General features: G+C 70.2%; 20 protein-coding genes. 15 read left to right on the top strand and 5 right to left on the bottom strand.

What is annotated here, in order from left to right; genetic code table 11:
• Positions 1-197 precede the first annotated feature (197 nt).
• Together ACGFSB_RS18690 and ACGFSB_RS18685 are read right to left on the bottom strand one after the other, a co-directional pair.
• Positions 198-989 carry an ECF subfamily RNA polymerase sigma factor, BldN family gene (locus tag ACGFSB_RS18690; protein WP_393400107.1) on the bottom strand — a complete coding sequence of 264 codons (792 nt, stop codon included), beginning with the start codon at positions 987-989 and terminating at the stop codon, positions 198-200.
• A gap of 301 nt (positions 990-1,290) precedes the next feature.
• Entirely contained in the window at positions 1,291-2,262 is a 972-nt protein-coding gene (locus ACGFSB_RS18685) for an HAD family hydrolase (protein ID WP_393400104.1), read from the bottom strand.
• Positions 2,263-2,387: 125 nt separating this feature from the next.
• Here ACGFSB_RS18685 and ACGFSB_RS18680 point away from each other — a divergent pair, with 125 nt between their 5' ends.
• The 11 genes from ACGFSB_RS18680 (at position 2,388) to ACGFSB_RS18630 (ending at position 14,723) form a co-directional block, all read left to right on the top strand.
• Entirely contained in the window at positions 2,388-2,666 is a 279-nt protein-coding gene (locus ACGFSB_RS18680) for a glutaredoxin family protein (RefSeq protein ID WP_393400102.1), read from the top strand.
• 314 nt (positions 2,667-2,980) lie between these two features.
• A complete protein-coding gene (locus ACGFSB_RS18675; protein ID WP_393400100.1) occupies positions 2,981-3,736 on the top strand; it encodes a redox-sensing transcriptional repressor Rex in 756 nt (251 codons plus the stop codon).
• Positions 3,733-5,475 (top strand): glutamyl-tRNA reductase, encoded by a 1,743-nt coding sequence (locus tag ACGFSB_RS18670; protein WP_393400097.1) that lies wholly within the window; start codon positions 3,733-3,735, stop codon positions 5,473-5,475. Before ACGFSB_RS18675 ends, ACGFSB_RS18670 begins: the two co-directional genes overlap by 4 nt.
• Positions 5,472-6,431, top strand: coding sequence for a hydroxymethylbilane synthase (gene hemC / locus ACGFSB_RS18665; RefSeq protein ID WP_393400094.1), 960 nt, complete (start codon positions 5,472-5,474; stop codon positions 6,429-6,431). The genes ACGFSB_RS18670 and hemC overlap by 4 nt, the downstream gene beginning before the upstream one ends.
• Positions 6,428-8,086, top strand: a complete 1,659-nt coding sequence (locus ACGFSB_RS18660) for a uroporphyrinogen-III synthase (protein ID WP_393400091.1) — start codon at positions 6,428-6,430, stop codon at positions 8,084-8,086. The genes hemC and ACGFSB_RS18660 overlap by 4 nt, the downstream gene beginning before the upstream one ends.
• Positions 8,087-8,235: 149 nt before the next feature.
• The gene (gene hemB, locus ACGFSB_RS18655; protein WP_393400089.1) at positions 8,236-9,225 is read left to right on the top strand and encodes a porphobilinogen synthase; all 990 of its coding nucleotides are present in this window, start codon (positions 8,236-8,238) and stop codon (positions 9,223-9,225) included.
• A 107-nt stretch (positions 9,226-9,332) separates the two neighbouring features.
• Positions 9,333-10,319 (top strand): zinc-binding dehydrogenase, encoded by a 987-nt coding sequence (locus ACGFSB_RS18650; RefSeq protein WP_393400087.1) that lies wholly within the window; start codon positions 9,333-9,335, stop codon positions 10,317-10,319.
• 163 nt (positions 10,320-10,482) lie between these two features.
• The gene (locus ACGFSB_RS18645; protein WP_393400084.1) at positions 10,483-11,742 is read left to right on the top strand and encodes a PP2C family protein-serine/threonine phosphatase; all 1,260 of its coding nucleotides are present in this window, start codon (positions 10,483-10,485) and stop codon (positions 11,740-11,742) included.
• Positions 11,735-13,360, top strand: a complete 1,626-nt coding sequence (locus ACGFSB_RS18640; RefSeq protein WP_393400081.1) for a CHASE3 domain-containing protein — start codon at positions 11,735-11,737, stop codon at positions 13,358-13,360. Before ACGFSB_RS18645 ends, ACGFSB_RS18640 begins: the two co-directional genes overlap by 8 nt.
• Entirely contained in the window at positions 13,357-13,827 is a 471-nt protein-coding gene (locus ACGFSB_RS18635; RefSeq protein ID WP_393400078.1) for a response regulator, read from the top strand. Before ACGFSB_RS18640 ends, ACGFSB_RS18635 begins: the two co-directional genes overlap by 4 nt.
• A 218-nt stretch (positions 13,828-14,045) precedes the next feature.
• Positions 14,046-14,723: a DUF4232 domain-containing protein gene (locus ACGFSB_RS18630; protein ID WP_393400076.1), complete on the top strand. Its 678-nt coding sequence runs from the start codon at positions 14,046-14,048 to the stop codon at positions 14,721-14,723.
• A gap of 162 nt (positions 14,724-14,885) precedes the next feature.
• Here the strand turns inward: ACGFSB_RS18630 and ACGFSB_RS18625 are convergent, their stop codons facing one another.
• Positions 14,886-15,440: a DUF4232 domain-containing protein gene (locus tag ACGFSB_RS18625; protein WP_393400074.1), complete on the bottom strand. Its 555-nt coding sequence runs from the start codon at positions 15,438-15,440 to the stop codon at positions 14,886-14,888.
• 198 nt (positions 15,441-15,638) lie between these two features.
• Between ACGFSB_RS18625 and ACGFSB_RS18620 the strand changes: the two genes are divergently transcribed.
• From ACGFSB_RS18620 to ACGFSB_RS18610, 3 genes are all read left to right on the top strand, one after another.
• Positions 15,639-17,108: a helix-turn-helix domain-containing protein gene (locus tag ACGFSB_RS18620; RefSeq protein ID WP_393400072.1), complete on the top strand. Its 1,470-nt coding sequence runs from the start codon at positions 15,639-15,641 to the stop codon at positions 17,106-17,108.
• 147 nt (positions 17,109-17,255) lie between these two features.
• The gene (locus ACGFSB_RS18615) at positions 17,256-18,470 is read left to right on the top strand and encodes a PLP-dependent aminotransferase family protein (RefSeq protein WP_393400069.1); all 1,215 of its coding nucleotides are present in this window, start codon (positions 17,256-17,258) and stop codon (positions 18,468-18,470) included.
• 75 nt (positions 18,471-18,545) lie between these two features.
• A complete protein-coding gene (locus ACGFSB_RS18610) occupies positions 18,546-19,106 on the top strand; it encodes a hypothetical protein (RefSeq protein ID WP_393400067.1) in 561 nt (186 codons plus the stop codon).
• A 68-nt stretch (positions 19,107-19,174) separates the two neighbouring features.
• Here the strand turns inward: ACGFSB_RS18610 and argS are convergent, their stop codons facing one another.
• Entirely contained in the window at positions 19,175-20,944 is a 1,770-nt protein-coding gene (argS, locus tag ACGFSB_RS18605; protein ID WP_393400064.1) for an arginine--tRNA ligase, read from the bottom strand.
• A 134-nt stretch (positions 20,945-21,078) separates the two neighbouring features.
• Between argS and lysS the strand changes: the two genes are divergently transcribed.
• Positions 21,079-22,857, top strand: coding sequence for a lysine--tRNA ligase (lysS, locus tag ACGFSB_RS18600; RefSeq protein ID WP_393400061.1), 1,779 nt, complete (start codon positions 21,079-21,081; stop codon positions 22,855-22,857).
• A gap of 110 nt (positions 22,858-22,967) precedes the next feature.
• Here lysS and ACGFSB_RS18595 read toward each other — a convergent pair whose 3' ends face one another.
• Positions 22,968-24,326: a DUF2637 domain-containing protein gene (locus ACGFSB_RS18595; RefSeq protein ID WP_393400058.1), complete on the bottom strand. Its 1,359-nt coding sequence runs from the start codon at positions 24,324-24,326 to the stop codon at positions 22,968-22,970.
• Positions 24,327-24,446: the final 120 nt, after the last annotated feature.

Raw genomic sequence — 24,446 nt, 5'->3', positions numbered from 1 at the left:
CGGGGAAGGTCAGAGAGCGACCACAGGGAGCCTGCATCCCGCACAACGAGCGTCGCGGCACTTGGGTTACGGACGGAGGATGATCGGACCGCCAAGAATCCGTGGCGGCCATCTGGCCGCCACGGATGGTGAGTTGAGCGCCACCCACGGCTACTGAGTGCTATCGGTCGGAAGCCCGGACGAGCCCGGACGCGGTGCTAGCGCACGTCGTCGGGCAGGAGTCGGGCAAGCGTACGGACCGCGCGGTACTGGAGGGTCTTGATCGCGCCCTCGTTCTTGCCCATCACCCGAGCGGTCTCGGCGACCGAGAGGCCTTGCAGGAAGCGCAGGGTCACGCACTCCTGCTGCTGGGGGTTGAGGCGGCGCACCGCGTCGAGCAGTGCGGCGTTGGAGAGGGACTCCAGGACGGAGTCCTCGGGGCTGCGCTCGACCTCATTGGCGTCGAGCATTTCGCCGGTGGTCACTTCGAGGCGGAAACGGCTCGATTTGAAGTGGTCGGCGACCAGGTTGCGGGCGATCGTGACCAGCCAGGCACCGAAGTCACGGCCCTGCCAGGTGAACGTACTGATGCGGCGCAGGGCGCGCAGAAAGGTCTCGCTCGTGAGGTCCTCGGCGGTGGCTTTGCCGCCGACGCGGTAATAGATGTAGCGGTAGACCGTGTCGCTGTACTGGTCGTAGAGACGGCCGAAGGCGTCGGACTCGCCGGCTTGCGCGCGTTCGACGAGGTCCATCATGCGGGCGCTGTCGCTGTCCGCGGCGGGACGGCGTGGGGTGGGGGTTGAGGTGGCGGCAGCGGCGGAACGAGTCCGTCTGCTGACCGCCGCGCCGCTGTCCGCCAGGGCGTACAGGGGCCCGGCGGGTGTGGGGACGGCAAATGCGGGGACGGCGGGGCCGGCGTACGCGGTGGGGACGAAGCCGCGCAAGCGGTCGGCGACCGTTGCGCGCAGCGTAGCCAGGCCCGAGGCGTCAACCCCGACGTGTGGGTACACGGGACTCCCAGAGGCAGAGCTTCCATCACGTTCAGTGCGGGACCGTTCACCCGTCGTAGCGACTGGTGAGGTCCGTTATGCGTCTGAGGAGAATAACGCTTCGTACAGGCGGCGCTACACCCAGTTGCTTAAATCACCGGTTACGTCGCTTCTGTTGCCGATCGGTGCACGTTCAAGCAGCAGAGAGTGACCGGTTGTTGATCGAAATGGTTCACATTCCGTCAATCCACGGGGCGTGTTGTGGCCGAGTGCTACCAACGTGACTGGCGAGAGCCTGAGCGGGGTAAGGCCGAGAGAATGGTCAGTGGCGGCGGCGGTGCAGGGCGATCGCCGCGGCCGTGCCGCCCGCGATCGCGCCGACGCCCGCGGCGGCCGGGATGCCGACCTTGGCGGCCTTGCGGCCCGTTCGGTAGTCCCGCAGGCGCCAGTCCCGCTCGCGCGCGTGCTTGCGCAGCTTGGCGTCGGGATTGATCGCGTACGGATGCCCGACGAGCGAGAGCATCGGGATGTCGTTGTGCGAATCGCTGTACGCGGCACAGCGGGCCAGGTCGAGGCCCTCGCCCGAGGCGAGCGCGCGGACGGCCTCGGCCTTCGCGGGGCCGTGCAGGGGTTCGCCGACGAGCTTTCCCGTATAGACGCCGTCCACGGACTCGGCGACCGTGCCGAGCGCGCCGGTCAGGCCCAGGCGGCGGGCGATGATCGTCGCCGTCTCCACCGGGGCGGCCGTGACCAGCCAGACCTTCTGGCCCGCGTCGAGGTGGGCCTGGGCCAGGGCGCGGGTGCCGGGCCAGATGCGCTCGGCCATGTACTCGTCGTAGATCTCCTCGCCGATGGACATCAGCTCGGCGACGCGATGGCCCTTGACGATGGACAGGGCGCTGTCGCGGGCGTCCTGCATGTGCTCGGGGTCCTCGACGCCCGCGAGCCTGAACCACGCCTGCTGCCAGGCGAATCGGGCCAGCTCCTGACGCTCGAAGAACTTCCGCTTGTAGAGGCCGCGGCCGAAGTGGAAGATCGCGGCGCCCTGCATCACGGTGTTGTCGAGGTCGAAGAAGGCGGCGGCCTTGTCGTCGCCGACGACGGGGAACTCGGGTTCTTGCTCCGGCTCCTCGGGCGCGGCCTCCGTCGCGAGGGCCGCGGCGGCCGCGGCGGCATCGAGTTCCTCCAACTCCTGGGAGGACTTGCGCGCTGCCTCAGCCGAGGCCTCGCCTGCCAACACGCTCCGCGCCGTGGCGGAGCGCCTACGGGGGGTGAGCCATCCGAGAGCGGCCATGTCGTGAGCATAGCTAGTTCGTTCGGTGGTTCCGGAGTCGGTGGGATTCGGTGCTGTGAACTCTTCGCGTCCGCGCCGTTAAACAGACGGGCCGCGCGGCGCGTCGGCGGGGTGAGAATGGGGTCATGAGCCCGATTTTTCGCCGTACGGAGAAGAAGAAGCCCCAGGACCGGACGGTCACCCTGATCGGCAAGCCCGGCTGCCATCTGTGCGATGACGCACAGCTGGTGATCGAGAAGGTCTGCGGCGAGCTTGGAGTCGTATGGGAGAAGAAGGACATCACGGAGGACGAAGAGCTCAACCGGGCCTACTGGGAACAGATTCCGGTGGTTCTGGTGGACGGTGAGCAGCACACCTTCTGGCGGGTGAACGAAGATCGACTTCGCCGGGAGCTCGCTCCGTAGTCCGAATCGAGACCGATCGAGACTGACTGAGTAGTCCAAGTGGCCCGAAAGGTCCCTTAGGATCGTGGGCGGTTTGGTCTCGGGGGCGATGATCGTGAGGAGAGTGTGCGGTTTTGCCCCCATCAATTGAGCAATGCCGCCGTCCGCACGCCGGTTCCCGGAGTGCGTGCCGGGCGCGCGTGACCCCGGTCACGTTGGCCGGGCAAATCGGACACCATCTTTGTGCACGCGTTCACAAAGACATAGCCTGCATTGGACGGGGCGGTCTGGGGACGTGTGACCGCCTGCAGCCCCGCTCTACCCGCAGGAGCACCGTGGCAACTGGCCGAACTCACCGACCGGCGACCCGCAGCCGAGGGATTCCCGAGGCCACCGTCGCCAGGCTTCCGCTGTACCTCCGTGCCCTCACCGCACTCTCCGAGCGCTCGGTACCCACGGTCTCCTCCGAGGAGCTCGCGGCCGCGGCGGGGGTCAACTCCGCGAAGCTGCGCAAGGACTTCTCCTACCTCGGTTCCTACGGGACGCGCGGTGTGGGCTACGACGTCGAGTACCTCGTCTACCAGATCTCCCGCGAGCTCGGTCTGACGCAGGACTGGCCCGTCGTGATCGTCGGTATCGGTAACCTCGGTGCGGCTCTTGCCAATTACGGCGGATTCGCCTCGCGCGGATTCCGCGTCGCCGCGCTCATCGACGCCGATCCGGCGATGGCCGGCACGCCCGTCGCGGGGATGCCGGTGCAGCACACGGACGACCTCGAGAAGATCATCAGTGACAACGGCGTCTCCATCGGCGTCATCTCCACCCCGGCGGGCGCCGCCCAGCAGGTCTGCGAGCGGCTCGTCGCCGCCGGTGTTACCTCGATCCTGAACTTCGCGCCCACCGTTCTCTCCGTGCCCGAAGGCGTCGACGTACGCAAGGTGGACCTCTCCATCGAGCTGCAGATCCTCGCCTTCCACGAGCAGCGCAAGGCAGGCGAGGAAGCGGCGGCCGAGAGCGCGCCCGCGCCCGCCGCCGCCAAGCAGCAGCGGAAGGGACCCGACGGGGAAGTCCCCGCCGTGATGCCGGCATGAGTCTCCTCGTCGTAGGCCTGAGCCACCGCAGCGCGCCGGTGAGCGTGCTCGAGCGGGCCGCGCTCGCCGCTGATACGCAGGCCAAGCTCCTCCAGGACGCGCTCGCCGCCGAGCCCGCGGCCGAGGCCGCCGTGCTCGCCACCTGCAACCGCATCGAGCTCTACGCCGACGTGGACAAGTTCCACGCGGGCGTCGCCGAGCTGTCCACGCTGCTCGCCCAGCACAGCGGTGTGGGCCTCGAGGAGCTCACCCCTTATCTGTACGTCCACTACGAGGACCGAGCCGTCCACCACCTGTTCTCGGTGGCCTGCGGTCTGGACTCGATGGTCGTCGGTGAGGGGCAGATCCTCGGGCAGATCAAGGACGCCCTCGCGCGCTCCCAGGAGCTGCACACCGCGGGGCGCCTCCTCAACGACCTCTTCCAGCAGGCCCTGCGGGTCGGCAAGCGCGCCCACTCGGAGACCGGCATCGACCGGGCCGGGCAGTCGCTCGTGACCTTCGGCCTCGAACAGCTCGCCGGACGCGAGCCGGTCGAGGCGTGGGCCAAGGGCAAGCGCGCCCTGGTCATCGGTGCGGGCTCTATGTCCTCGCTCGCCGCGGCGACGCTCGCGCGGGCCGGGGTCGCCGAGGTCGTCGTCGCCAACCGCACCCTTGACCGGGCGCACCGCCTCGCCGAGATCTTGTCGGAGGGCGGCACCGGCACCATCGCGCGCGCCGTGCCGATGGACCAGGTGATGGCCGAACTGACACGTGCAGATGTCGCGGTGTCCTGCACCGGCGCCACGGGTCTCGTCCTCACCGCTGAGGCTGTCGCGGCCGGGGTCGCGGACCGTGCGGGCGTGGCTGTCGCGGTGGGCGCACCGCGCGTACCGGCGGCAGGCCCTACGTCTGACTCCACTCCGTACGACACCGCCCCCGATACCGCCCCCGACACCGACGAGGCGTGCCCGCTCGGGCTCTCCGGCGACGGTGCGGCCGTGCCCCGCGGGGTCGGGTTCTCCGTCATGGGCGAGGACGCCGTCGCCGGGATGGACGCCGCCACCCTCGAACAGCACGCGGCCTGGGTGGACAACGCGCCCGCCGAGCGCCGTGACGACCCGCAGAACGAGGCCGACACGATCACCGCGCTCGCCGCGGCCGTGACCGCCACCGGCCGTGTGCCCGAGCGCCGTCGCCGCCCCTCGATGGTCGAGACCGGCAACGTCCTGCTCGCCCTGCTCGACCTGGCCATGCCCCGCGACATCGACGGCGCCGTGCACCGCATCGACGGCGTACGCCTCGTCGACATCGAGTCGCTCGCCGACGCCTCCGCCGACGCCCCGATGGCCGACGACGTCGAGCAGGTCCGCGCCATCGTCTCCGACGAGGTCGCCGCCTTCGGTGCCGCCCAGCGGGCCGCTCACATCACGCCGACCGTGGTCGCCCTGCGCACCATGGCCGCCGACGTCGTCGCCGGCGAGATCGCGCGGCTCGACGGACGGCTCCCCGGACTTGCCGAGAAGGAGCGCGCGGAGATCACCCAGACCGTCCGCCGCGTCGTCGACAAGCTCCTTCACGCGCCCACCGTGCGGGTGAAGGAGCTGGCGGGCGAGCCCGGCGGCGCCGGGTACGCGGACGCGCTCCGCACCCTCTTCGACCTCGACCCGCAGACGGTCGCCGCCGTCAGCAGGGCCGACAAGCTCAATGACTCCACCGATCAGAACGTTCAGCACACAGACCCGAATCGAGGCCGGGCATGACCGAGAGGGCACTCAGACTCGGGACACGGCGCAGCAAGCTGGCCATGGCCCAGTCCGGGCAAGTGGCCGACACCGTACGCCAGTTGACCGGCCGCCCCGTAGAGCTCGTGGAGATCACGACGTACGGCGATACGTCCCGTGAGCAGCTGGCGCAGATCGGCGGCACCGGCGTCTTCGTGACCGCCCTGCGCGACGCGCTGCTCAGCGGCGACGTCGACTTCGCCGTGCATTCGCTGAAGGACCTGCCGACCGCGCAGCCGGACGACCTGGTACTCGCCGCGGTGCCGCTGCGCGCGGACCCCCGTGACGTGCTCATCGCGCGCGACGGCCTGACCTTCACGGAGCTGCCGAGCGGTGCGCGCATCGGCACCGGGTCGCCCCGCCGCATGGCGCAGCTCAACGCCTACGCCCGCAACCACGGCATGGCGATAGAGGCCGTGCCGATCCGCGGGAACATCGACACCCGTATCGGATTCGTGCACAAGGGAGAGCTCGACGCAGTCGTGCTCGCCGCCGCCGGACTCCACCGCGTCGGCAGGATCGACGAGGTGACCGACTTCCTGTCGGCCGACACAGTTCTGCCCGCCCCCGGCCAGGGGGCACTGGCGATCGAATGTGCCGCGTCCAACGCGTCACTGATCGCCGCGCTCGCCGAGCTCGACGACCCGTACACCCGGGTCGCCGTGACCGCCGAGCGATCTCTGCTCGCCGCCCTGGAAGCCGGTTGCAGCGCACCTGTGGGTGCACTGGCCGACTTGCTGGCCGACGGGCAGATTGTCAAGGAGATGCGCCTGCGCGGCGTCGTCGGGGCAACCGACGGCTCGACGCTGGTGCAGCTGTCCACCACCGGTCCCGTGCCCGAGACGCATGACCAAGCCTTGGCGCTCGGCCGCGAACTCGCTGCCGAGATGCTTGCCAAGGGCGCGGCCGGTCTGATGGGGGAGCGAGCACTTTGAGCCCCACCTCGAACCTTGCCGGCCTTCCCGCACACGGGCACGTCACCTTTCTCGGTGCCGGACCCGGAGATCCGGGACTACTCACGCTGCGCGCCGTGGAGGCGCTGGCCCGAGCGGACGTACTGATCGCCGAGCCTGATGTGCTCGACGTCGTTCGCGCGCATGCCCGGGGAGGTGTGGACACACCTCACCCAAAGGCAGTTGACGACGCGTCAGCGATCGCCGAAGCGCCCTCTCTGCGGGCTGCGACCAATCTTGTCATGGAGGCAGCGAAGGGCGGCAGGCGGGTCGTGCGTGCCGTCACGGGCGATCCGGGCCTCGACGCGTACGCCGCCGAGGAGATGCTCGCCTGCGCCACCGAGGGCATTCCCTTCGAAGTCGTGCCCGGCATCGCGGCGGCGGTCGGTGTACCCGCCTACGCGGGTGTTCCGCTGCGGGACGCGCAGGGCACGGACGTACGTTTCATCGACGCGCGCACGGCATCCGACCGTTGCTGGAGCGAGGTGGGGGCGTCCGACGGGACCGTGGTCATCTCCACCGCTCTGGACTCGGTCGCCGCGGCCGCCGGTGAGCTGGTGTCGTCCGGGCGCAAGCCGGACACCCCGATGACGGTCACCGTCGCCGGTACGACCACGCGCCAGCGCACGTGGAACGCCACGCTCGGCACGATCGCGCAGGTACTCAAGCAGGCGAAGGTGCTGCCGTCGCCCGACGGCGGGCAGCCCGTCATAGCCGTCGTGGGCGAGCGCTCCGCCGCCGCCCAGCGCGACCAGCTTTCGTGGTTCGAGTCGAAGCCGCTCTTCGGGTGGCGGGTGCTCGTGCCGCGTACGAAGGAGCAGGCGGCTTCGCTCTCCGACCAGCTGCGGTCCTATGGGGCGGTGCCTCATGAGGTGCCGACCATCGCGGTCGAGCCGCCCCGCACGCCCCAGCAGATGGAGCGCGCGGTCAAGGGGCTCGTCACGGGTCGCTACGAGTGGATCGCCTTCACCAGCGTGAACGCCGTCAAGGCGGTGCGCGAGAAGTTCGAGGAGTACGGGCTCGACGCTCGGGCCTTCGCCGGGATCAAGGTCGCGGCCGTGGGCGAGCAGACCGCCGCCGCGCTCGTCGCCTTCGGCGTGAAGCCCGACCTGGTGCCCAGCGGTGAGCAGTCGGCCGCGGGTCTCCTCGATGACTGGCCTCCGTACGACCCCGTCTTCGACCCGATCGACCGGGTCTTCCTGCCGCGGGCCGACATCGCCACGGAGACGCTGGTCGCCGGGCTCATCGATCTCGGGTGGGAGGTCGACGACGTCACGGCCTACCGGACCGTGCGCGCGTCGCCGCCCCCGGCGGACACGCGTGAGGCGATCAAGGGCGGCGGCTTCGACGCCGTGCTCTTCACGTCGTCGAGCACCGTGCGGAACCTGGTCGGCATCGCGGGCAAGCCGCACAACGTGACCGTCATCGCCTGTATCGGACCCGCCACCGCGAAGACCGCGGAGGAGCACGGGCTCCGGGTGGACGTGATGGCTCCGGAGCCGTCCGTCCACAAGCTGGCCGAGGCGTTGGCCGAGTTCGGCCTCCGGCGGCGGGCTGCCGCGCTCGACGCGGGGGATCCTGTCACCCGGCCGAGCGAGCGGCGGCCCGGATCCCGTAGGCGGCGTACGGCGCCGTAGCCTTCGGCGGCGGGCGGGGATGCGGCGTACCGTTGATCACCGGCTTCGCCGAGTTCGTCCTCAATCGCCGGACGGGCTAATTATTTCCCCGGCCCCAGCTGAGATCCTCAGCCGGGGCCGGAGTCTTTTCGTGAGGGTGAGTGAGAACAGTGACCAAGTACGGATCCTTCCCCGGAGCACGCCCCCGTCGGCTGCGGACCACGCCCGCCATGCGGCGCATGGTCGCCGAGACGCGTCTGCACCCGGCCGATCTGATCCTCCCCGCGTTCGTGCGCGAGGGGATCAGTGCCCCGGTGGAGATCGGCGCCATGCCCGGCGTCGTCCAGCACACCCGCGACAGTCTGCGGAAGGCCGCCGTCGAGGCGGTGGAGGCCGGGGTCTCCGGGATCATGCTCTTCGGGGTGCCCGAGGAGGAGAAGAAGGACGCCGCGGGGACCGTGGGCACCGACCCGGACGGGATCCTCCAGGTCGCCCTGCGCGACGTGCGCGGCGAGGTCGGTGACGATCTCATCGTCATGTCCGACCTGTGTCTCGACGAGTTCACCGATCACGGGCACTGCGGTGTCCTCGACGGCGAGGGGCGCGTCGACAACGACGCCACCCTTGAGCGGTACGCCGAGATGGCGCAGGTCCAGGCCGACGCGGGCGCCCACGTCGTGGGGCCGAGCGGCATGATGGACGGTCAAGTGGGTGTCATCCGGGACGCGTTGGACCAGGTCGGGCACGAGGACGTCTCCATCCTCGCCTACGCCGTCAAGTATTCGTCCGCGTTCTTCGGCCCCTTCCGGGAGGCCGTCGGGTCGTCGCTGAAGGGCGACCGCAAGACGTACCAGCAGGACCCGGCCAACACCCGTGAATCCCTGCGGGAGTTGGCGCTGGACCTCGAAGAGGGCGCCGACATGGTGATGGTGAAGCCCGCCGGGCCCTACCTCGACATCCTCGCGAAGGTCGCGGAGTCGGTCGACGTGCCGGTCGCCGCGTACCAGATCAGTGGCGAGTACGCGATGATCGAGGCCGCCGCCGAGCGCGGCATGATCGACCGGGACCGCGCGATCATGGAGTCGCTCACGGGCATCAAGCGGGCCGGCGCCAACATGATCCTCACGTACTGGGCCACCGAGGTCGCCAAGCAGCTCTGAGGGCACCCTGAAGATGCTCTGAGGACATGGATCGGTTGACCTCAAGTTAGCTCGAGGTTGCAGGGTGGTGCGCATAGACGTTCTGTCGACGTTCTGAGGAGGACGTTATGCGCGCCATCGTTCTGCATGAGTTCGGGCCTGCCGGGAATCTGACGTACGAGACCTGGCCCGACCCCGTCGCGGGTCCCGGCCAGGTGCGGATCGCCGTACGGGCGGCGGGAGTTCACTTCGTCGAGACCGTCATGCGGCGGGGCGACGCGAGCGACATGGCGCCGCCGCTGCCCGAGTTGCCCTCCGTGTTCGGCGGGGAGGTCGCGGGGGTCGTCGACGCGGTCGGGCCCGGCGTGGACCCCGCGTGGATCGGGCGGCCCGTCGTGACCCCGCGCAGCGAGCCCGGCGGTTACGCCGAACTGGCCGTGGCCGAGCTCGCGAAGCTGCACGAGGTGCCTGACGGACTCGGGTTCGAGGCCGCCGTCACCATGGTGATGACCGGGGCGACGGCCATGGGGCTGTTGGACGTCGCTCGACTCACCGCTGATGACGTGGTGTTGGTGACCTCCGCCGCCGGTGGGATCGGGCGGCTCGTCGTGCAGTACGCGACCGGGCTCGGGGCGACCGTGATCGGTGCCGCCGGTGGGGACGGCAAGGTCGAGGACGTCTGGGCCCTCGGCGCCGATCTCGCCGTCGACTACAACAAGCCCGGCTGGACGGATCTCGTGCGGGAGCGCCTCGACGGGCGCCGCGTCACCGTCGTACTCGATGGAGTGGGCGGTGAAAAGTCGGCTGCCGCGTTCGAGTTGATCGGCGAGGGCGGGCGTTACGTGGTCATCGGGTGGTCTTCGCAGGAAGGGTTCGAGCCGGACGCCGGGCTCGTCGAGGAGCGGGGGATCACCGTCGCCAACGCCCTGTTGGAGCTGATCGGGCAGCCGGAGGACGGGCCCGGTCGTGAGCGGCGGGCCCTGGAGGCCGCTACCAAGGGGGAGTTGGTGCCGGCCGTGCAGACGTTTCCGCTGGCGGACGCGGCTCGGGCGCACGCGGCCATGGAGCGCCGTGAGACCACGGGGAAGGTTGTACTCGTACCCGAGAGGCCCTAGCTCCTGTGATCAAGTGGTCGACATCGCGCCGTCGTTCACGCCGTCGTTCGCGCTGTCGTGTGCGCTCCGCCCACCGGGTGGCCTCCGTGATTTCGTATCGAGCGCTGTGGGCGTTGTGCGACGATCCGGGGACCATCCGATGGTCGCTGGGGAAGGCGAAATCATGGCGGTCACGGCACAGCCATGGAGTGGGCGTTCAGCCGCCGACAACGAATCCGCGGCGGTCCGGAAGTGGGCGCAGCCGTCGGTACTGCTCATCGAGGACGACCCCGGTGACGCGGTCCTGGTCGAGGAACTGGTCGCCGACAGCGCGTTGGAGATGCGCCTGCACTGGGTGCGCTCCATGGCCGAGGCACGTGAGGCACTGGCCTCCGGGGTGCCGGACTGCGTACTGCTCGACCTGCATCTGCCCGACGCCCAGGGCCTCGAAGCCGTATCCATGCTCCGGTCCCATGCCGGCCAGGTCGCCGTCGTCGTGCTCACGGGCCTCGCCGAGGAGGAGACCGGCCTCGCCGCCGTGGCCGCGGGAGCCCAGGACTACCTCGTCAAGGGCCGCGTGGAACCGGAGCTGTTCGGCAGGGCCGTGCGCTACGCGATCCAGCGCAAGCAGGCCGAGCAGGCGGCGGTGGCCCTGCGCGCCAGCCAGATGCAGGCGCAGGAGAACGCGCGGCTGGAGCGCGGCCTGCTGCCCACACCGCTGCTCAACAGGTCGGACGTGGACGTCGTCGCCCGCTACCGGCCAGGCCGTGCCCAAGCCCTCCTCGGCGGCGACTTCTACGACATCGTCGAGAGCGCCGACGGCACCGTGCACGCCCTCATAGGGGACGTCTCGGGCCACGGCCCCGACGAAGCCGCACTCGGCGTGGCCCTGCGCATCGCCTGGCGCACGCTGGTGCTCAGCGGTGTCACAGGACCCGAACAGATCGCCCGCCTCGAGGAGATCATGCTGGCGGAGCGGGGTAAGCCGTACGTCTTCGCCACGCTGACGACCCTCTCCGTCCCGCCGGGCGCCCAGCGGGTGCGGCTGACGCGCGCGGGCCACCCCGGGATGCTGCTGCGCACCCCGGACGGCCGTGTCGAGTGGGTGGAGGTCGCCGGGGGCCCCGCCCTGGGCGTCGCGCCCGGCGTTCCGCTCTGGCCGGTCGTCGAGCTCGACCTGCGTGCGGGATCGGCCCTGGTGCTGTTCACCGACGGCCTCTACGAAGGGCACATCGGCAACGGCCGGGAGCGCCTCGGCGAAGAGGGACTCCTGGCCATCGCACGGGAGTTGGCCGCTCTGCCACCGGAGGAATTCGTCGACACGCTGATCCAGCGGGCCGAGTTCCTCGCCGAGGGGCAGGGCGGTCTGGCCGACGACGTGGCCGTGGTGCATCTGCAATGGAACCGGAACGGGGGCCGTATCGGAGAGCAGCGTCGTGGGTGAGACGACGAGCAGGGCGTGGATCGGCCGTCGGCTCTCCGTACGGGGCTGGTTCCACCTGGTCCTGGCTCTGCTGGCGCTCCTGGTGATGGTCGGCACGGTGGTCGGCGCCCAACTCCTCGGGCGGACCGACGACGTGACCGACCGCCTCGCCGAGCGCCTCCAGCCCGCCAGGACACAGGCGTACCGACTGCAAGCCGCCCTGGTGAACCAGGAGAGCGGCGTCCGGGGCTACACCCTCACGGCCGACCGCCGGTTCCTGACCCCCTACACCCAGGGCAAGCGGGACGAGGCCCGCGCCGCCGCCCGCCTCCGCCACCTCATCGGGGACAAGACCCGGCTGACGGCGGACCTCAAGGCGGTCCAGCGGGAGGCGGCCGACTGGCGGCGCGCCTACGCCGAGCCGCAGGTGTCCGAGGTGACTCCCGGCGAGCCACGCACCGGCGACGAAACGCCCACCGGGCGCGGCGAGGAGGCCTTCGACCGAATCCGCGCGGTGTGGGCCACGCAGAACGCCGATCTGAACCGGGCCGTCGAGGACGGCAAGGACGAGCTCGAGCACGTCCGGACGGTGCGCTCCGTGGTCCTCGGCTCCATGGTGGTGGCCTTCCTGCTGGCCGGGGTGGCCCTGGCGTTCCTGGTGCGCACCCTGGTGACCCGCCCCTTGAAGGCGCTTCGTGTCTCCTCCCGGCGGGTGGCGGGCGGCGACTTCGACCACGCCATCACCGTCGAAGGGCCCTCGGACATCAGGGAGGTGGCAGGCGACGTCGAGGGCATGAGGCAGCGGATCGTGGAGGAGCTGGCCGCCTCGCGCCGCCAGCAGGTCGCGCTGACCCGACAGGCGGCCGACCTGGACGCCCAGGCCGTGGAGCTGCGCCGCTCCAACACCGAACTGGAGCAGTTCGCCTACGTCGCATCCCACGACCTCCAGGAGCCGCTGCGCAAGATCGCTTCCTTCTGCCAGCTCCTGGAGAAGCGGTACGGCGACCAGCTGGACGCCCGCGGCAAGCAGTACATCGACTTCGCCGTCGACGGCGCCAAGCGTATGCAGGTCCTCATCAACGACCTGCTCACCTTCTCCCGCGTCGGCCGCGTCAACGACGCCCGCGTCCTCGTGGACCTCGGCGAGACCCTCACCAAGGCGCTGGCCAACCTGGACATCTCCGTACGGGAATCGGGCGCGCTCATCGAACGCCCCCGGAAGCTGCCCTCGATCGTCGGCGACCCGACGCTCCTGACGATGCTCTGGCAGAACGTCGTCGGAAACGCCGTCAAGTTCCGCCACCCCGACCGCAGTCCACGGATCCGGATCACCTGCGAAGAGGGCCGGAGCTCCGGCACCTGGAAGGTGTGCGTCGCCGACAACGGCATCGGTGTCCCCGAGGAGTTCGCGGAGAAGGTCTTCGTGATCTTCCAGCGGCTGCACGGCCGCGACGCCTACGGGGGGAGCGGTATCGGTCTGGCGCTGAGCAAGAAGATCGTCGAGCAGCATGGCGGCCACATCTGGATCGACAGCGGTTACGGCGACCGCGCCGAGGGTGCCAAGGGTGCCGAGGGGACTCGCTTCTGTTTCACTCTGCCGTCCGATGCTGCCCGTTCAGAGGAGAGGGCCCTGCCATGACCACCCCCGTTATGCCGATCGTCGTGCTCCTCGTGGAGGACGACGCGGGCGACGAGCTGATGACGCGCGAGGCGTTCGAGGACAACAAGATCCGCAACACCCTGTACGTGGTCAGGGACGGCGAGGAAGCGCTCGACTTCCTCTACCGGCGCGGTCAGCACGCGAAGGCCACGCGCCCCGATCTCATCCTGCTCGACCTCAACCTCCCCAAGTACGACGGGCGGCAGGTACTGGAAAAGATCAAGTCGGACGCGGACCTCAAGGACATCCCGGTGGTGGTGCTCACGACGTCGGCGGCGGAGGAGGACATCCTGCGCAGCTACAAGCTGCACGCGAACGCCTACGTCACCAAGCCGGTCGACCTGGATCAGTTCATCGCCGCGGTGCGGCAGATCGACGACTTCTTCGTCCAGGTGGTGCGGCTGCCTCGGCGCAGGGGGCGAGGGGCTGAGGAGTTGAGGGGCTGAGGGGGTGAGGGGGTGGTTCCGGCGTCCCAGGGTGTCGTTCCAGGGTAGTGGTATTTACGCAGGTCAGGCGGGTGGAAGCGTTCCAGCGTTCCAGATCGGCCGGGATTCCTTGTGCCGGTCGGAGCGGGGCTGTTTCGCTCTTGGCCGTGCCACAGCGGCACGCCGTTCGAACCACGGTCTTTCCTGACGCACGCTTTCCTGACACACCGGGGGCTCCCATGCATTTCACGCGCACCACGACCCGTTCCATCCTCACCGGCATCTCCCTCGTCGCCGCGCTCACGCTCACCGCCTGCAACGACGACGACGGCTCGGGGGTGAGGGAGTCCTCTTCCACGGCCGCGTCCGATGCGCCGTCGGGCGGGGGCTCGGACAAGGGCGCTGACCCTGGCTCGGGCTCGGAGGGCTCCGGCGGGCAGGGCACCACCGCGGGCACCACCGCGGGGGCCGGCTCCGACGAGAGCGGCAAGGTCGACAAGTGCCACACCGACGAGCTGGAGATCACCGCGACGGACGCCACCATCGACGGCGACACCGACGGCACCGTCGCGGTGACGTTCGAGAACGGCGGCGGCCATGGCTGCATCCTGTCCGGTTTCGCGGGCGTCGACCTGAAGACCAGCGAGGGCGATCTGTCCGCCGTGCGCACCGGCAAGGGGGCAAGCCCGATGACCCTCAAGGACGGCGAGGAGGTGTCCTTCGCCATCGGCTACCCGCTCAACGAGTCGGGCGGCTCCGGCGTCCGCGTCACCGGCCTGGTCGTGACCCCGCCCGGCGAGACGAAGTCGTCGACTCTCGAATGGCCTGGCGCGGGGACCCTGCCCGTCACCGATGGCTCCGGCTCCCCGGTCAAGGTCTACATGATCGGCAGCGCGGGCCAGGGCGGGGCGAGGTGACCCCGTCCTGAACCCAGCCTGACCCCACCAGCTGCCCCCGGCCTCGTTGTGCCCCCGCACGAGGCCGGGGGCTTTTGTCGTTCCCGGCCTCGTTCCCGGCCTCGTGCGGTGTCCTCTGCGGTGTCCGCGTGCGGTGTCAGGGCGTGCCGGTCGCGGCGCCGGTCACCACATCAGCGCGTCCGCCGCCGACGTCTGCCAGTACGTGACGTACGCCGAGCTGTCCACGTACACCCCGCCCCGCGGAAGCTTCGCCGCCGCCGGGCCGCCCACGCTGCCGTCCATCCCGCGGTTGGAGAAGTGGACGCCCAACTTGTGGGCCTGGGAGCCCTCCGAGCCCTCGGGTGAGGAGGTGCCGATGGCCGCGTACGCCGTCTGACCCGGCTCCAGCGCGACGACCGCCTGCGGCACGCTGTCCTCCAGCCACACCGTGGCGGACTGTGCCTCGTCGAATCGGAGGTACGGTGCGCCGTACGCGTAACACGTCTTCGTGCCCGTGTTCTTGGCCTTCAGGAGCAGGTGGTTGAGGGGGCGGTCGACCTGCTTGACGGTGACCTTGGTGGTGGCCGCGGTGCAGGTGACCGGCGCCGACTTGGCGGCGGGCGTCGCGGCCGACGCGGCGCCGCCGAGCGCGGTGAGCGAGAGGGCGGCGGTGAGGACCGCGGCAGCGGCGGCGGCTTTGGTGGCGGTCTTGGTGGCGGCCTTGGTGGTGAGTCGCATGGCTTGTCTCTTTCGGTGTGACGGGGGAGACATGAGTCGCGCCCAGAGGCTCCCGGACATGGCGTGCTTGGATGACCCACAGCTTGTGAAGGGTTCTGTCCCGGCGGCCAGCGCGGCACGGCAGTCGGGGACGCCGGGACATTCGTACGGCTGCGATCTGCGAGAACTCCGTTCCTCGGAACGGATGGATGGGATGGAATGGGAGCGAGCGTGGGGGCGGGCGATCTCGCGGAGTTGCTGCGGGAGTTGAAGGAGAGGGCGGGGCTCAGTTACGGGGCACTGTCCAAGCGGTTGCACATGTCGACGTCGACACTGCACCGCTATGTGAGCGGGTCGGCCGTACCGACGGAGTTCGCTCCGTTGGAGCGGTTGGCGCGGATGTGCGGGGCCTCGCGGGAGGAGATGGTCGAGGTCCACCGGCGGTGGATTCTGGCCGATGCGGCGAGAGGTGACCGCAAGGAGGGGGAGGCTTCGCCCGTGGGGGCAGCCGGTGCGGGGGCAGCCGGTGCGGGGGCTGACCCGGCCCTCGGTGTACCGGACTCGGGTGGCTCGGGCTCCGATGAGCCGGCCGCTGTGGACTCCGTCAGCTCGGGGAACTCGGCGAACTCGGCGAACTCGGGGAACTCGGCGAACTCCGGTGACGAGGGGCCCGACATCGTCATCGGCCCGACCCCCACGGCGGTGGGGCGGCGCGACGGGAGGCGGCTGTCCAGGGCGCGTGTTCTCGTCGCCGCCGGTGTCGTACTCGCGCTCGGTGCCACCGCCGTCGCCGTACAGGCCGCTTCCGGCGGCGGTGACAGCGACCGCGTGGCCAGTGACTCCCCGAGCGCTCACGACGGGGAGCCGGAGCGGAACAACCCGGACGGCGCCGGGTCCGCTTCGCCCTCCGGGAAGGAGTCCGGCAAGGGCAAGCCCGGCAAGGCGGCGAAGCCCTCCGACAAGCCGGAGGGCGACGGCAAGGGCGAGGGCTCCGGGGGCGAGGCAGGGTCGCCCGCCACCGGGGGCGGCGGCGAGGGCGCCCCCGGCAAGGGCGGCGTCCCGGTGACCGTCTCCACCCAGGCCCAGCACTGGGAGGACCCCTGCGGCCACCCTTACCTCGTCGACAAGGCCCCTGGCGATCTCTCCCCGCCCCCCAACGAGCAGGACGCCCCCGGCTGGGTGTCCGCGAACGGCGCGGTCTCCGCACGGGACCAGACCGTGAAGCTGACCGTCCAGGGCACGGGCGATGACACCGTCGTACTGGAGTCCCTGAACGTCCGCGTCGCCGGAACGAGCGCGCCGCTCGCGTGGAACAACTACAAGATGGGGTACCTCGGCGTCGGCTGCGGAGGCAGAGTTCCGCAGCATTCCTTCGGCGTCAACCTTGACGCGTCGGTGCCCCGCCCGACTCCCCAGGGCGGCGGCGACAACTTCCCCTACACGGTGAGCGCGAGCGACCCGGAGGCGTTCTACATCAACGCGACCGCCAACACCCGCTATGTGCGGTGGTACTTGGAGCTGGAGTGGTCGAGCGGCGCCCGGCACGGCACGGTGCGCATCGACGACACGGGCAAGCCGTTCGCCACGAGCGGTGACCAGGGCCGTTCCGTCTACGGGTTCTCGCTCGACAGCAAGAAGTGGACGAAGACGCAGCGCGACAGCGACGACGGGGCGGAGCCAGCGGCATAGCGGCCAGGGCCTGTCCGGCGGATCAGGCCCTGGGGCGAAGGCGGGGCGGGGGCGGTGCGGCGGCGTTCGCGTACGTCCGCATCCCGGAATGGTGCTTGTAAGCGGCACGCAGGTGCTTACGCTGCCGGGAAAACAAAGGAGCAGCAGATGACCGTCACCGTCGCCGCCACCAGCACCCCCGCCGCCCCCACGCCGCCGCTCGCCGCGCGTGTCGCCGCCGTCGGGGGCTCTCCGGTACGGGACATCCTGGCCGTCACCGCGCGGCCCGAGGTCATCAACTTCGCGGGCGGGCTCCCCGCCCCCGGGCTCTTCGACAAGGCCGGTATCGCCGCCGCCTTCCAGGCCGTCCTCACCGAGCAGCCCGAGCGTGCGCTCCAGTACGCCACGACCGAGGGCGAGCCCGCCCTGCGTACCGCCGTCGCCGCGCGCATCGCCGCGCGCGGCCTCGACACCGGGGCCGACGACCTCGTCATCACCACCGGCTCGCAGCAGGCGCTCTCGCTGCTCGCCACCGCCCTCATAGAGCCCGGCGAGACCATCCTCGTCGAGAGCCCCTGCTATCTGGCCGCGCTCCAGGCCTTCGGCTTCGCGGGTGCGCACATCGTGCCCGTGCCCTGCGACGAGGCCGGGATCGACCCGAGCGCCCTTGACGAACTGGTCGCCCTGCACCGGCCCAAGCTGCTCTACACCGTCCCCACCTTCCAGAACCCCACCGGCCGCACCATGCCCGGCGAGCGGCGCGCCGCGATCGCGGAGATCGCCGCGAGGCGCGGTCTCTGGGTCATCGAGGACGACCCGTACGGAGAGCTGCGCTTCGAGGGCGAGCGTGCGCCGTGGATCGCCCAGTACCCCGGCGCCGAGGACCGCACCGTTCTGCTCGGCAGCTTCTCCAAGGTCATGGCCCCGGGCCTGCGCCTCGGCTGGCTGCGAGGGCCCGCCGCACTCCTTCGCGCCTGCGCCATCGCCAAGCAGTCCGCCGACCTGCACACCCCGACCGTCAACCAGCTCGCCGCGGCACGGTACTTGGCGGACAACGACCTGGACGCGCACGTGGCCCGCGTCGCGGGCGAGTACCGCGTGCACCGCGACGCGATGCTCGCGGGGCTCGGGGACGCGCTTCCCGAGGGGTCGACGTGGATCCGTCCCGAGGGCGGCATGTTCGTATGGGCGCGGCTGCCCGACGGCTACGACACCGCCGCCCTGCTGCCGGAGGTCGTCGAGCACGACGTGGCGTACGTCCCCGGAGCGCCGTTCTACGCCGGGGAACCGGACCCCGCGACCCTGCGGATGTGCTTCGTGACGCAGACGCCGGACGAGATCGCGGAGGGGCTGCGGCGGCTGGGCGGGGCGCTGCGCGGCTGACCGGGCGGGTGTGACAGGTGGGGGCTCCCCTGCGCTGGAGAGATGTTGACGATCTTTCTTCACAGGGGAGGACCCATGTCCGAGTCCAGCACGTCCGAGTCCAGCACGTCCGAGTCCGGTATGCGCGGCGGCCGTTGGAGAACCGCCGCCGCGCTCGCGGCCTTCGCCATCACCGCATCGGCCTTCGCCGCCGCTCCCGCGCAGGCCGCTCCTCCCGCGCCGGTGGGTTCGTTCTCGTACACCGGAAACGCCGACGACGCCGTCGCGCCCAACAGCAGCGGCAGCCTCACCAGTCCCACCAGCTCCTTCACGCTCAACGGCACGAACCGGTACCTCACCTTCACCGCCACGGGCGGCGGCGAGCACTGGGAGGTGCGCCTGGAGCCCGAGGACGGGCAGGACATGGTGGTCGGGCAGACCTACGTCGACAGCCTCGACTCGGACTCGGCGTTCGTCGACGTCTCCGGCAACGGCCGTGGCTGCTACGACTCTTACGCCGCCATCGGAGCCTTCACCGTCACCGAGCTCAAGACCGACCGGCGCACCGGCGCGGTGACCGACTTCGCGGCCACGTACGAGCAGAGCTGCGTCGACGGCCCGATGACACTGCGCGGCAGCGTCTCCTACTCGTCCTAGCACCCGGCGTACGCGAGAGGCCCCGCACCCGGAAGGGGCGGGGCCTCATCGGCGTCGGCGTACGGACGTCAGAGACGCTCAGGCGTCCTGATGCCGAGCAGCGCCATGCCCTGGTGCAGCGTCTTCGCCGTGATGTCGCACAGGAACAGGCGGTTCTCGATCTGGGCCGGGGTGTCCGCCTTGAGGACCGGGCACTTGTCGTAGAACGTCGTGTAGAACGACGCCAGTTGGTAGAGGTACGCGGCCAGCTTGTGCGGCGCGTACTCCTCGGCGACCTCCGCGACCGTCTCCGCGAACTGGTCCAGGTGCAGGCCCAACGCCCGCTCCGCGTCGGCCAGTTCGAGCTCCGGGTGCGCCTGCGGCCGTACGTCGCCCGCCTTGCGCAGGATCGACTGGATACGGGCGTACGCGTACTGGAGGTACACCGACGTGTCGCCGTTCAGCGACACCATCTGGTCCAGGTCGAACTTGTAGTCGCGCACCGCCGACGTCGACAGGTCCGCGTACTTCACCGCGCCGATGCCCACCTGGGTGCCGCGCTCGGCGATCTCCTCGGCGGAGAGGTCCTGGGCCTTCTCGCGGACGATGGCCGACGCCCGGTCGATCGCCTCGTCGAGGAGGTCGATGAGGCGTACGGTCTCGCCCTCACGCGTCTTGAACGGCTTGCCGTCCTTGCCGAGGACCGTGCCGAAGCCGAGCTGCACCGCCTTGACGTTCTCGGTCAGCCACCCCGCCCTGCGGGCCGTCTCGAAGACCATCTTGAAGTGCAGCGACTGCCGCGCGTCCACGACGTAGAGAAGCGTGTCCGCCTTCAGGTTGAAGACGCGGTCGCGGATCGCTGAGAGGTCGGTGGCCGCGTACCCGAAGCCGCCGTCCGACTTCTGGACGATCAGCGGGGACGGGTTGCCGTCCGGGCCCTTCACGTCGTCGAAGAAGACACACAGCGCGCCGTTCGACCGGACCGCGACGCCGGACTCCTCCAGCATGGCGCACGTCTCCGCCAGCATGTCGTTGTAACCGGACTCGCCGACGATGTCCTCGTCGTGGATCTCCACGTCCAGCTTGTTGAAGACCGAGTAGAAGTAGACCTTCGACTCGTCCACGAACCGCTGCCAGATGGCGAGCGTCTCGGGGTCGCCCGCCTGGAGGTCCACCACCCGGCGCCGGGCCCGCGTCTTGAACTCCTCGTCGGCGTCGAAGAGCACCTTCGACGCCTTGTAGACGCGGTTGAGGCTGGACATGGCCTCTTCGCCCGCCTCCTCGCCCTCGGCGTGCTCGTGGCCCAGCTCGTCCGGGTGCTCGATCAGGTACTGCACGAGCATCCCGAACTGGGTGCCCCAGTCGCCGATGTGGTGACGCCGTACGACCTTCTCGCCGGTGAACTCCAGGATCTGGACCACCGAGTCGCCGATGACCGAGTTGCGGAGGTGGCCGACGTGCATCTCCTTGGCCACGTTCGGCTGGGCGTAGTCGATGACCGTCGTGCCCGGCTGCTCCGCGAACGGCACGCCGAGGCGGTCGCCGTCGGCGGCGCGCGCGGCGAGGTTCTCGGTGATCGCCTTGTCGGTGACCGTGATGTTCAGGAAGCCGGGGCCCGAGACCTCGACGTCCTTGATCGTGCCGTCGTCCGCGGGGAGGGCGTCCACGACCTTCGTCGCGAGCTCGCGCGGGTTCGCCTTCGCCTTCTTGGCGAGGGCCAGAATCCCGTTGGCCTGGTAGTCGGCCCGGTCGCTTCGGCGCAGCAGCGGGTCGGCGGTGCCGGCCTCCGGCAGGGCAGCCGAGAGGGCGTCCGCGAGGCGCTGGTGGACGGAAGCGGTGAGGGACGTGACCGAGGCCATGGAGTGGATGCCGTTCTCCTCGAGGTGCAGATAGACCCGGCAAGTATCCCACGGGGGGAAAAGCGGTTTTCGCGGTTGCGGGTGGAACTGGGAGAATGGGTCGGTCAAGCGGTACTCACGTGAAGAAGAAAGGCGTGCCGATCGTGGCTCAGAGCACCGATACCACCGACTGGGTCTCCCGCTACGCGGACGAGGTCATCTCCGAGTCGGAGCGTCGTGCCCCGGGCGCGAAACATGCCGGCGCTGCCGCGCCGGGAATCGTCATCGCCTCCGGGCTCTCCCCGTCCGGCCCCATCCACCTGGGCAATCTCCGCGAGGTCATGACCCCGCACCTCGTCGCGGACGAGATCCGGCGCCGTGGGTACGAGGTCAGGCACCTGATCTCCTGGGACGACTACGACCGCTACCGCAAGGTCCCGGCTGGCGTCCCCGGCATCGACGAGTCCTGGGCCCAGCACATCGGCAAGCCCCTCACCTCCGTGCCCGCCCCGGCAGGGTCCGCGTACGCGAACTGGGCCGAGCACTTCAAGGCGGCCATGACCGGGGCGCTCGACGAGCTGGGTGTCGAGTACGACGGGATCAGCCAGACCGAGCAGTACACCTCCGGCGTCTACCGCGAGCAGATCCTGCACGCGATGAAGCACCGCGGTGACATCGACGCGATCCTCGACCAGTACCGGACCAAGAAGGACCCCGGGAAGGGCGGCAAGAAGCAGTCGCAGAAGCCGGTCGACGAGGCCGAGATCGAGGCCGCCGAAGGGTCGGGCGCCGCGAGCGAGGACGACGGCAGCGGCGGCGCGAGCGGGTACTTCCCGTACAAGCCGTACTGCGGCGCGTGCGAGAAGGACCTGACGACGGTCACGTCGTACGACGACGAGAGCACCGAGCTTTCGTACGTGTGCGCGGAGTGCGGGCACACCGAGAGCGTCCTGCTCAGCGAGTTCAACCGCGGCAAGCTGGTCTGGAAGGTCGACTGGCCCATGCGCTGGGCGTACGAGGGCGTCATCTTCGAGCCGAGCGGCGTGGACCACTCGTCGCCGGGGTCCTCGTTCGTCGTCGGCGGGCAGATCGTGCGCGACATCTTCGACGGCGTGCAGCCGATCGGCCCGATGTACGCCTTCGTCGGCATCTCGGGCATGGCGAAGATGTCGTCCTCCAAGGGCGGCGTGCCGACCCCGGCCGACGCGCTGAAGATCATGGAGGCGCCGCTGCTCCGGTGGCTCTACGCCCGGCGCAGGCCCAACCAGTCCTTCAAGATCGCCTTCGACCAGGAGATCCAGCGGCTCTACGACGAGTGGGACAAGCTGGACGCGAAGGTGGCGGACGGCTCCGTGCTGCCCGCCGACGCGGCGGCGCACTCGCGTGCGGTGCGGACGGCGGCCGGTGAGCTGCCGTCCACGCCGCGGCCTCTTCCCTACCGGACGCTCGCGTCCGTCGCGGACATCACCGCCGGGGCCGAGGACCAGACGCTGCGGATCCTGCGGGACCTGGACCCGTCCGACCCGATCGCCTCCCTGGACGAGGCGCGCCCGCGGCTCGACCGCGCCGAGAACTGGATCACCACCCAGGTCCCGGCGGAGGCACGCACGATCGTCCGCTCGGAGCCCGACGCGGAACTGCTCTCGTCCCTGGATGACGAGGGCCGCGAATCGCTGCGGCTGCTGCTCGACGGCCTCGACTCGCACTGGTCCCTCGACGGGCTCACGCACCTGGTGTACGGCGTGCCGAAGATGCAGGCCGGGTTCTCGGTGGACGCGACAGCGAAGGAACTCCCCCCGGAGATCAAGGTCGCGCAGCGGTCCTTCTTCGCCCTGCTGTACCGGCTCCTCGTGACCAGGGAGACGGGGCCGCGACTGCCCACGCTGCTGCTCGCCGTGGGCGCGGAGCGGGTGCGGAAGCTGCTGGGCGCCTAGGGTCTCTCGTTTGGATCAGGCCGGGCTCGCGCGCTCGCCTTTGCCTGTACGTGATCGGGGGCGCCGTTCCTTTCGAGGAACGGCGCCCCCTTCGCGTGGGCGGAGTCGCGTCACGCGCTGAACTCGGAGTCCAGCTCCTCCTGGTAGCGGCCACGGAAGTCACGCAGGTACGGGCGCAGCGTGCTCTCCGCCGGAGGGCCGCCCGCCTGGCCCGTGACGCCGTACAGGTCCATCAAGTACAGGCCGAACTGGCGGGCGTTGGGGTAGTCCCCGCGCTCGCTCACGTACTTGCGGAACGCGGTGAAGTACGCCTCCTCGCGCGACACGTCGTCGGGCAGCCCGGCAGTGTTGTCGGTGTCGATCTCAGCGCCGGTGTCGCCCGGCATCTCCTCCGACGCGTCCATCAGCTCCGCCGCCTCGGCCTCCCCGCGCGGGCCCGGGATCAGATGCGAGCCGCTGAGGGGGCGCGTGCGGCCCGGCGCGCCCGAGGGGATCTGGAAACCCGGGTCGGAGGCATCCGGCTGCTGACCCGGCGACATGCCCTGCTCGTCGAAGTACGCCTGCTGCTGCTCGAGATACGCCTGCTGCTCCGCGTATGCCTGCTGGTCGGCGTACCACTGGTCGTGCGGCTCTTCAGGAACGTACGCGGGCTGCTGAGCCGCGAACCACGGGCTCCCGTGCACGACCTCGGGCTGAGGCGCGGGCTCGGGCTCGGGCTGAGGAGTGGACGGTGCGACCAGCTCCGGCTGTTGCGGCTGCGGTGCCGGAGGCAACAGCGCCGGCTCGATGCCCGCCGCCGCGAGCCCCGCGGGCGCGGTCTCCGCCAGCGGTACGCCGAACCGCGCCAGGCGCAGCGGCATCAGGGACTCGATGGGGGCCTTGCGGCGCCAGCCGCGGCCGAAGCGGGCCTGGAGGCGCGCCTGGTAGATGAGGCGGTCCTGCTCCAGCTTGATGACCTGCTCGTACGAGCGCAGCTCCCACAGCTTCATCCGGCGCCACAGCTTGAAGGTGGGGACGGGGGAAAGGAGCCAGCGGGTGAGGCGTACGCCTTCCATGTGCTTGTCGGCCGTGATGTCCGCGATCCGCCCGACCGCGTGCCGGGCCGCTTCCACCGCGACCACGAACAGGATCGGGATGACGGCGTGCATACCCACGCCCAGCGGGTCCGGCCAGGCCGTCGCGCCGTTGAAGGCGATCGTCGCCGCCGTCAGGAGCCACGCCGTCTGACGAAGCAGCGGGAAGGGGATACGGATCCACGTCAACAGCAGATCCAGCGCCAGCAGGACGCAGATACCCGCGTCGATGCCGATCGGGAAGACCACCGAGAAGCTGCCGAAGCCCTTCTTCTCGGCGAGCTCGCGCACGGCCGCGTACGACCCCGCGAAGCCGATACCGGCGATGACGACCGCACCGGCTACGACCACGCCGATGAGTATTCGGTGCGTGCGTGTCAGCTGCATCGCGGCCACCCGCGAACCCCTCCCTGTTCGGTTTGTTGCGAGCGACAGCCTGGCACACGCATGTGGAAGCCGGTGTGCCGGTACGGCAGGAGCCCGGCCACGAGGGGGCCGGGCTCCACAACTCCTTTG

The organism is Streptomyces sp. NPDC048441 (assembly GCF_043200235.1).
Classification (GTDB): domain Bacteria; phylum Actinomycetota; class Actinomycetes; order Streptomycetales; family Streptomycetaceae; genus Streptomyces.
This window is presented reverse-complemented; position numbering and strand designations above follow the sequence as displayed.

Coding starts and splice junctions, on each gene's coding strand:
- ACGFSB_RS18685 (WP_393400104.1), bottom strand. CDS start 2,262: ATGGCCGCTCTCGGATGGCTCACCCCCCGTAGGCGCTCCGCCACGGCG.
- ACGFSB_RS18680 (WP_393400102.1), top strand. CDS start 2,388: ATGAGCCCGATTTTTCGCCGTACGGAGAAGAAGAAGCCCCAGGACCGG.
- ACGFSB_RS18670 (WP_393400097.1), top strand. CDS start 3,733: ATGAGTCTCCTCGTCGTAGGCCTGAGCCACCGCAGCGCGCCGGTGAGC.
- hemC (WP_393400094.1), top strand. CDS start 5,472: ATGACCGAGAGGGCACTCAGACTCGGGACACGGCGCAGCAAGCTGGCC.
- ACGFSB_RS18650 (WP_393400087.1), top strand. CDS start 9,333: ATGCGCGCCATCGTTCTGCATGAGTTCGGGCCTGCCGGGAATCTGACG.
- ACGFSB_RS18645 (WP_393400084.1), top strand. CDS start 10,483: ATGGCGGTCACGGCACAGCCATGGAGTGGGCGTTCAGCCGCCGACAAC.
- ACGFSB_RS18635 (WP_393400078.1), top strand. CDS start 13,357: ATGACCACCCCCGTTATGCCGATCGTCGTGCTCCTCGTGGAGGACGAC.
- ACGFSB_RS18630 (WP_393400076.1), top strand. CDS start 14,046: ATGCATTTCACGCGCACCACGACCCGTTCCATCCTCACCGGCATCTCC.
- ACGFSB_RS18625 (WP_393400074.1), bottom strand. CDS start 15,440: ATGCGACTCACCACCAAGGCCGCCACCAAGACCGCCACCAAAGCCGCC.
- ACGFSB_RS18620 (WP_393400072.1), top strand. CDS start 15,639: ATGGGAGCGAGCGTGGGGGCGGGCGATCTCGCGGAGTTGCTGCGGGAG.
- ACGFSB_RS18615 (WP_393400069.1), top strand. CDS start 17,256: ATGACCGTCACCGTCGCCGCCACCAGCACCCCCGCCGCCCCCACGCCG.
- ACGFSB_RS18610 (WP_393400067.1), top strand. CDS start 18,546: ATGTCCGAGTCCAGCACGTCCGAGTCCAGCACGTCCGAGTCCGGTATG.
- argS (WP_393400064.1), bottom strand. CDS start 20,944: ATGGCCTCGGTCACGTCCCTCACCGCTTCCGTCCACCAGCGCCTCGCG.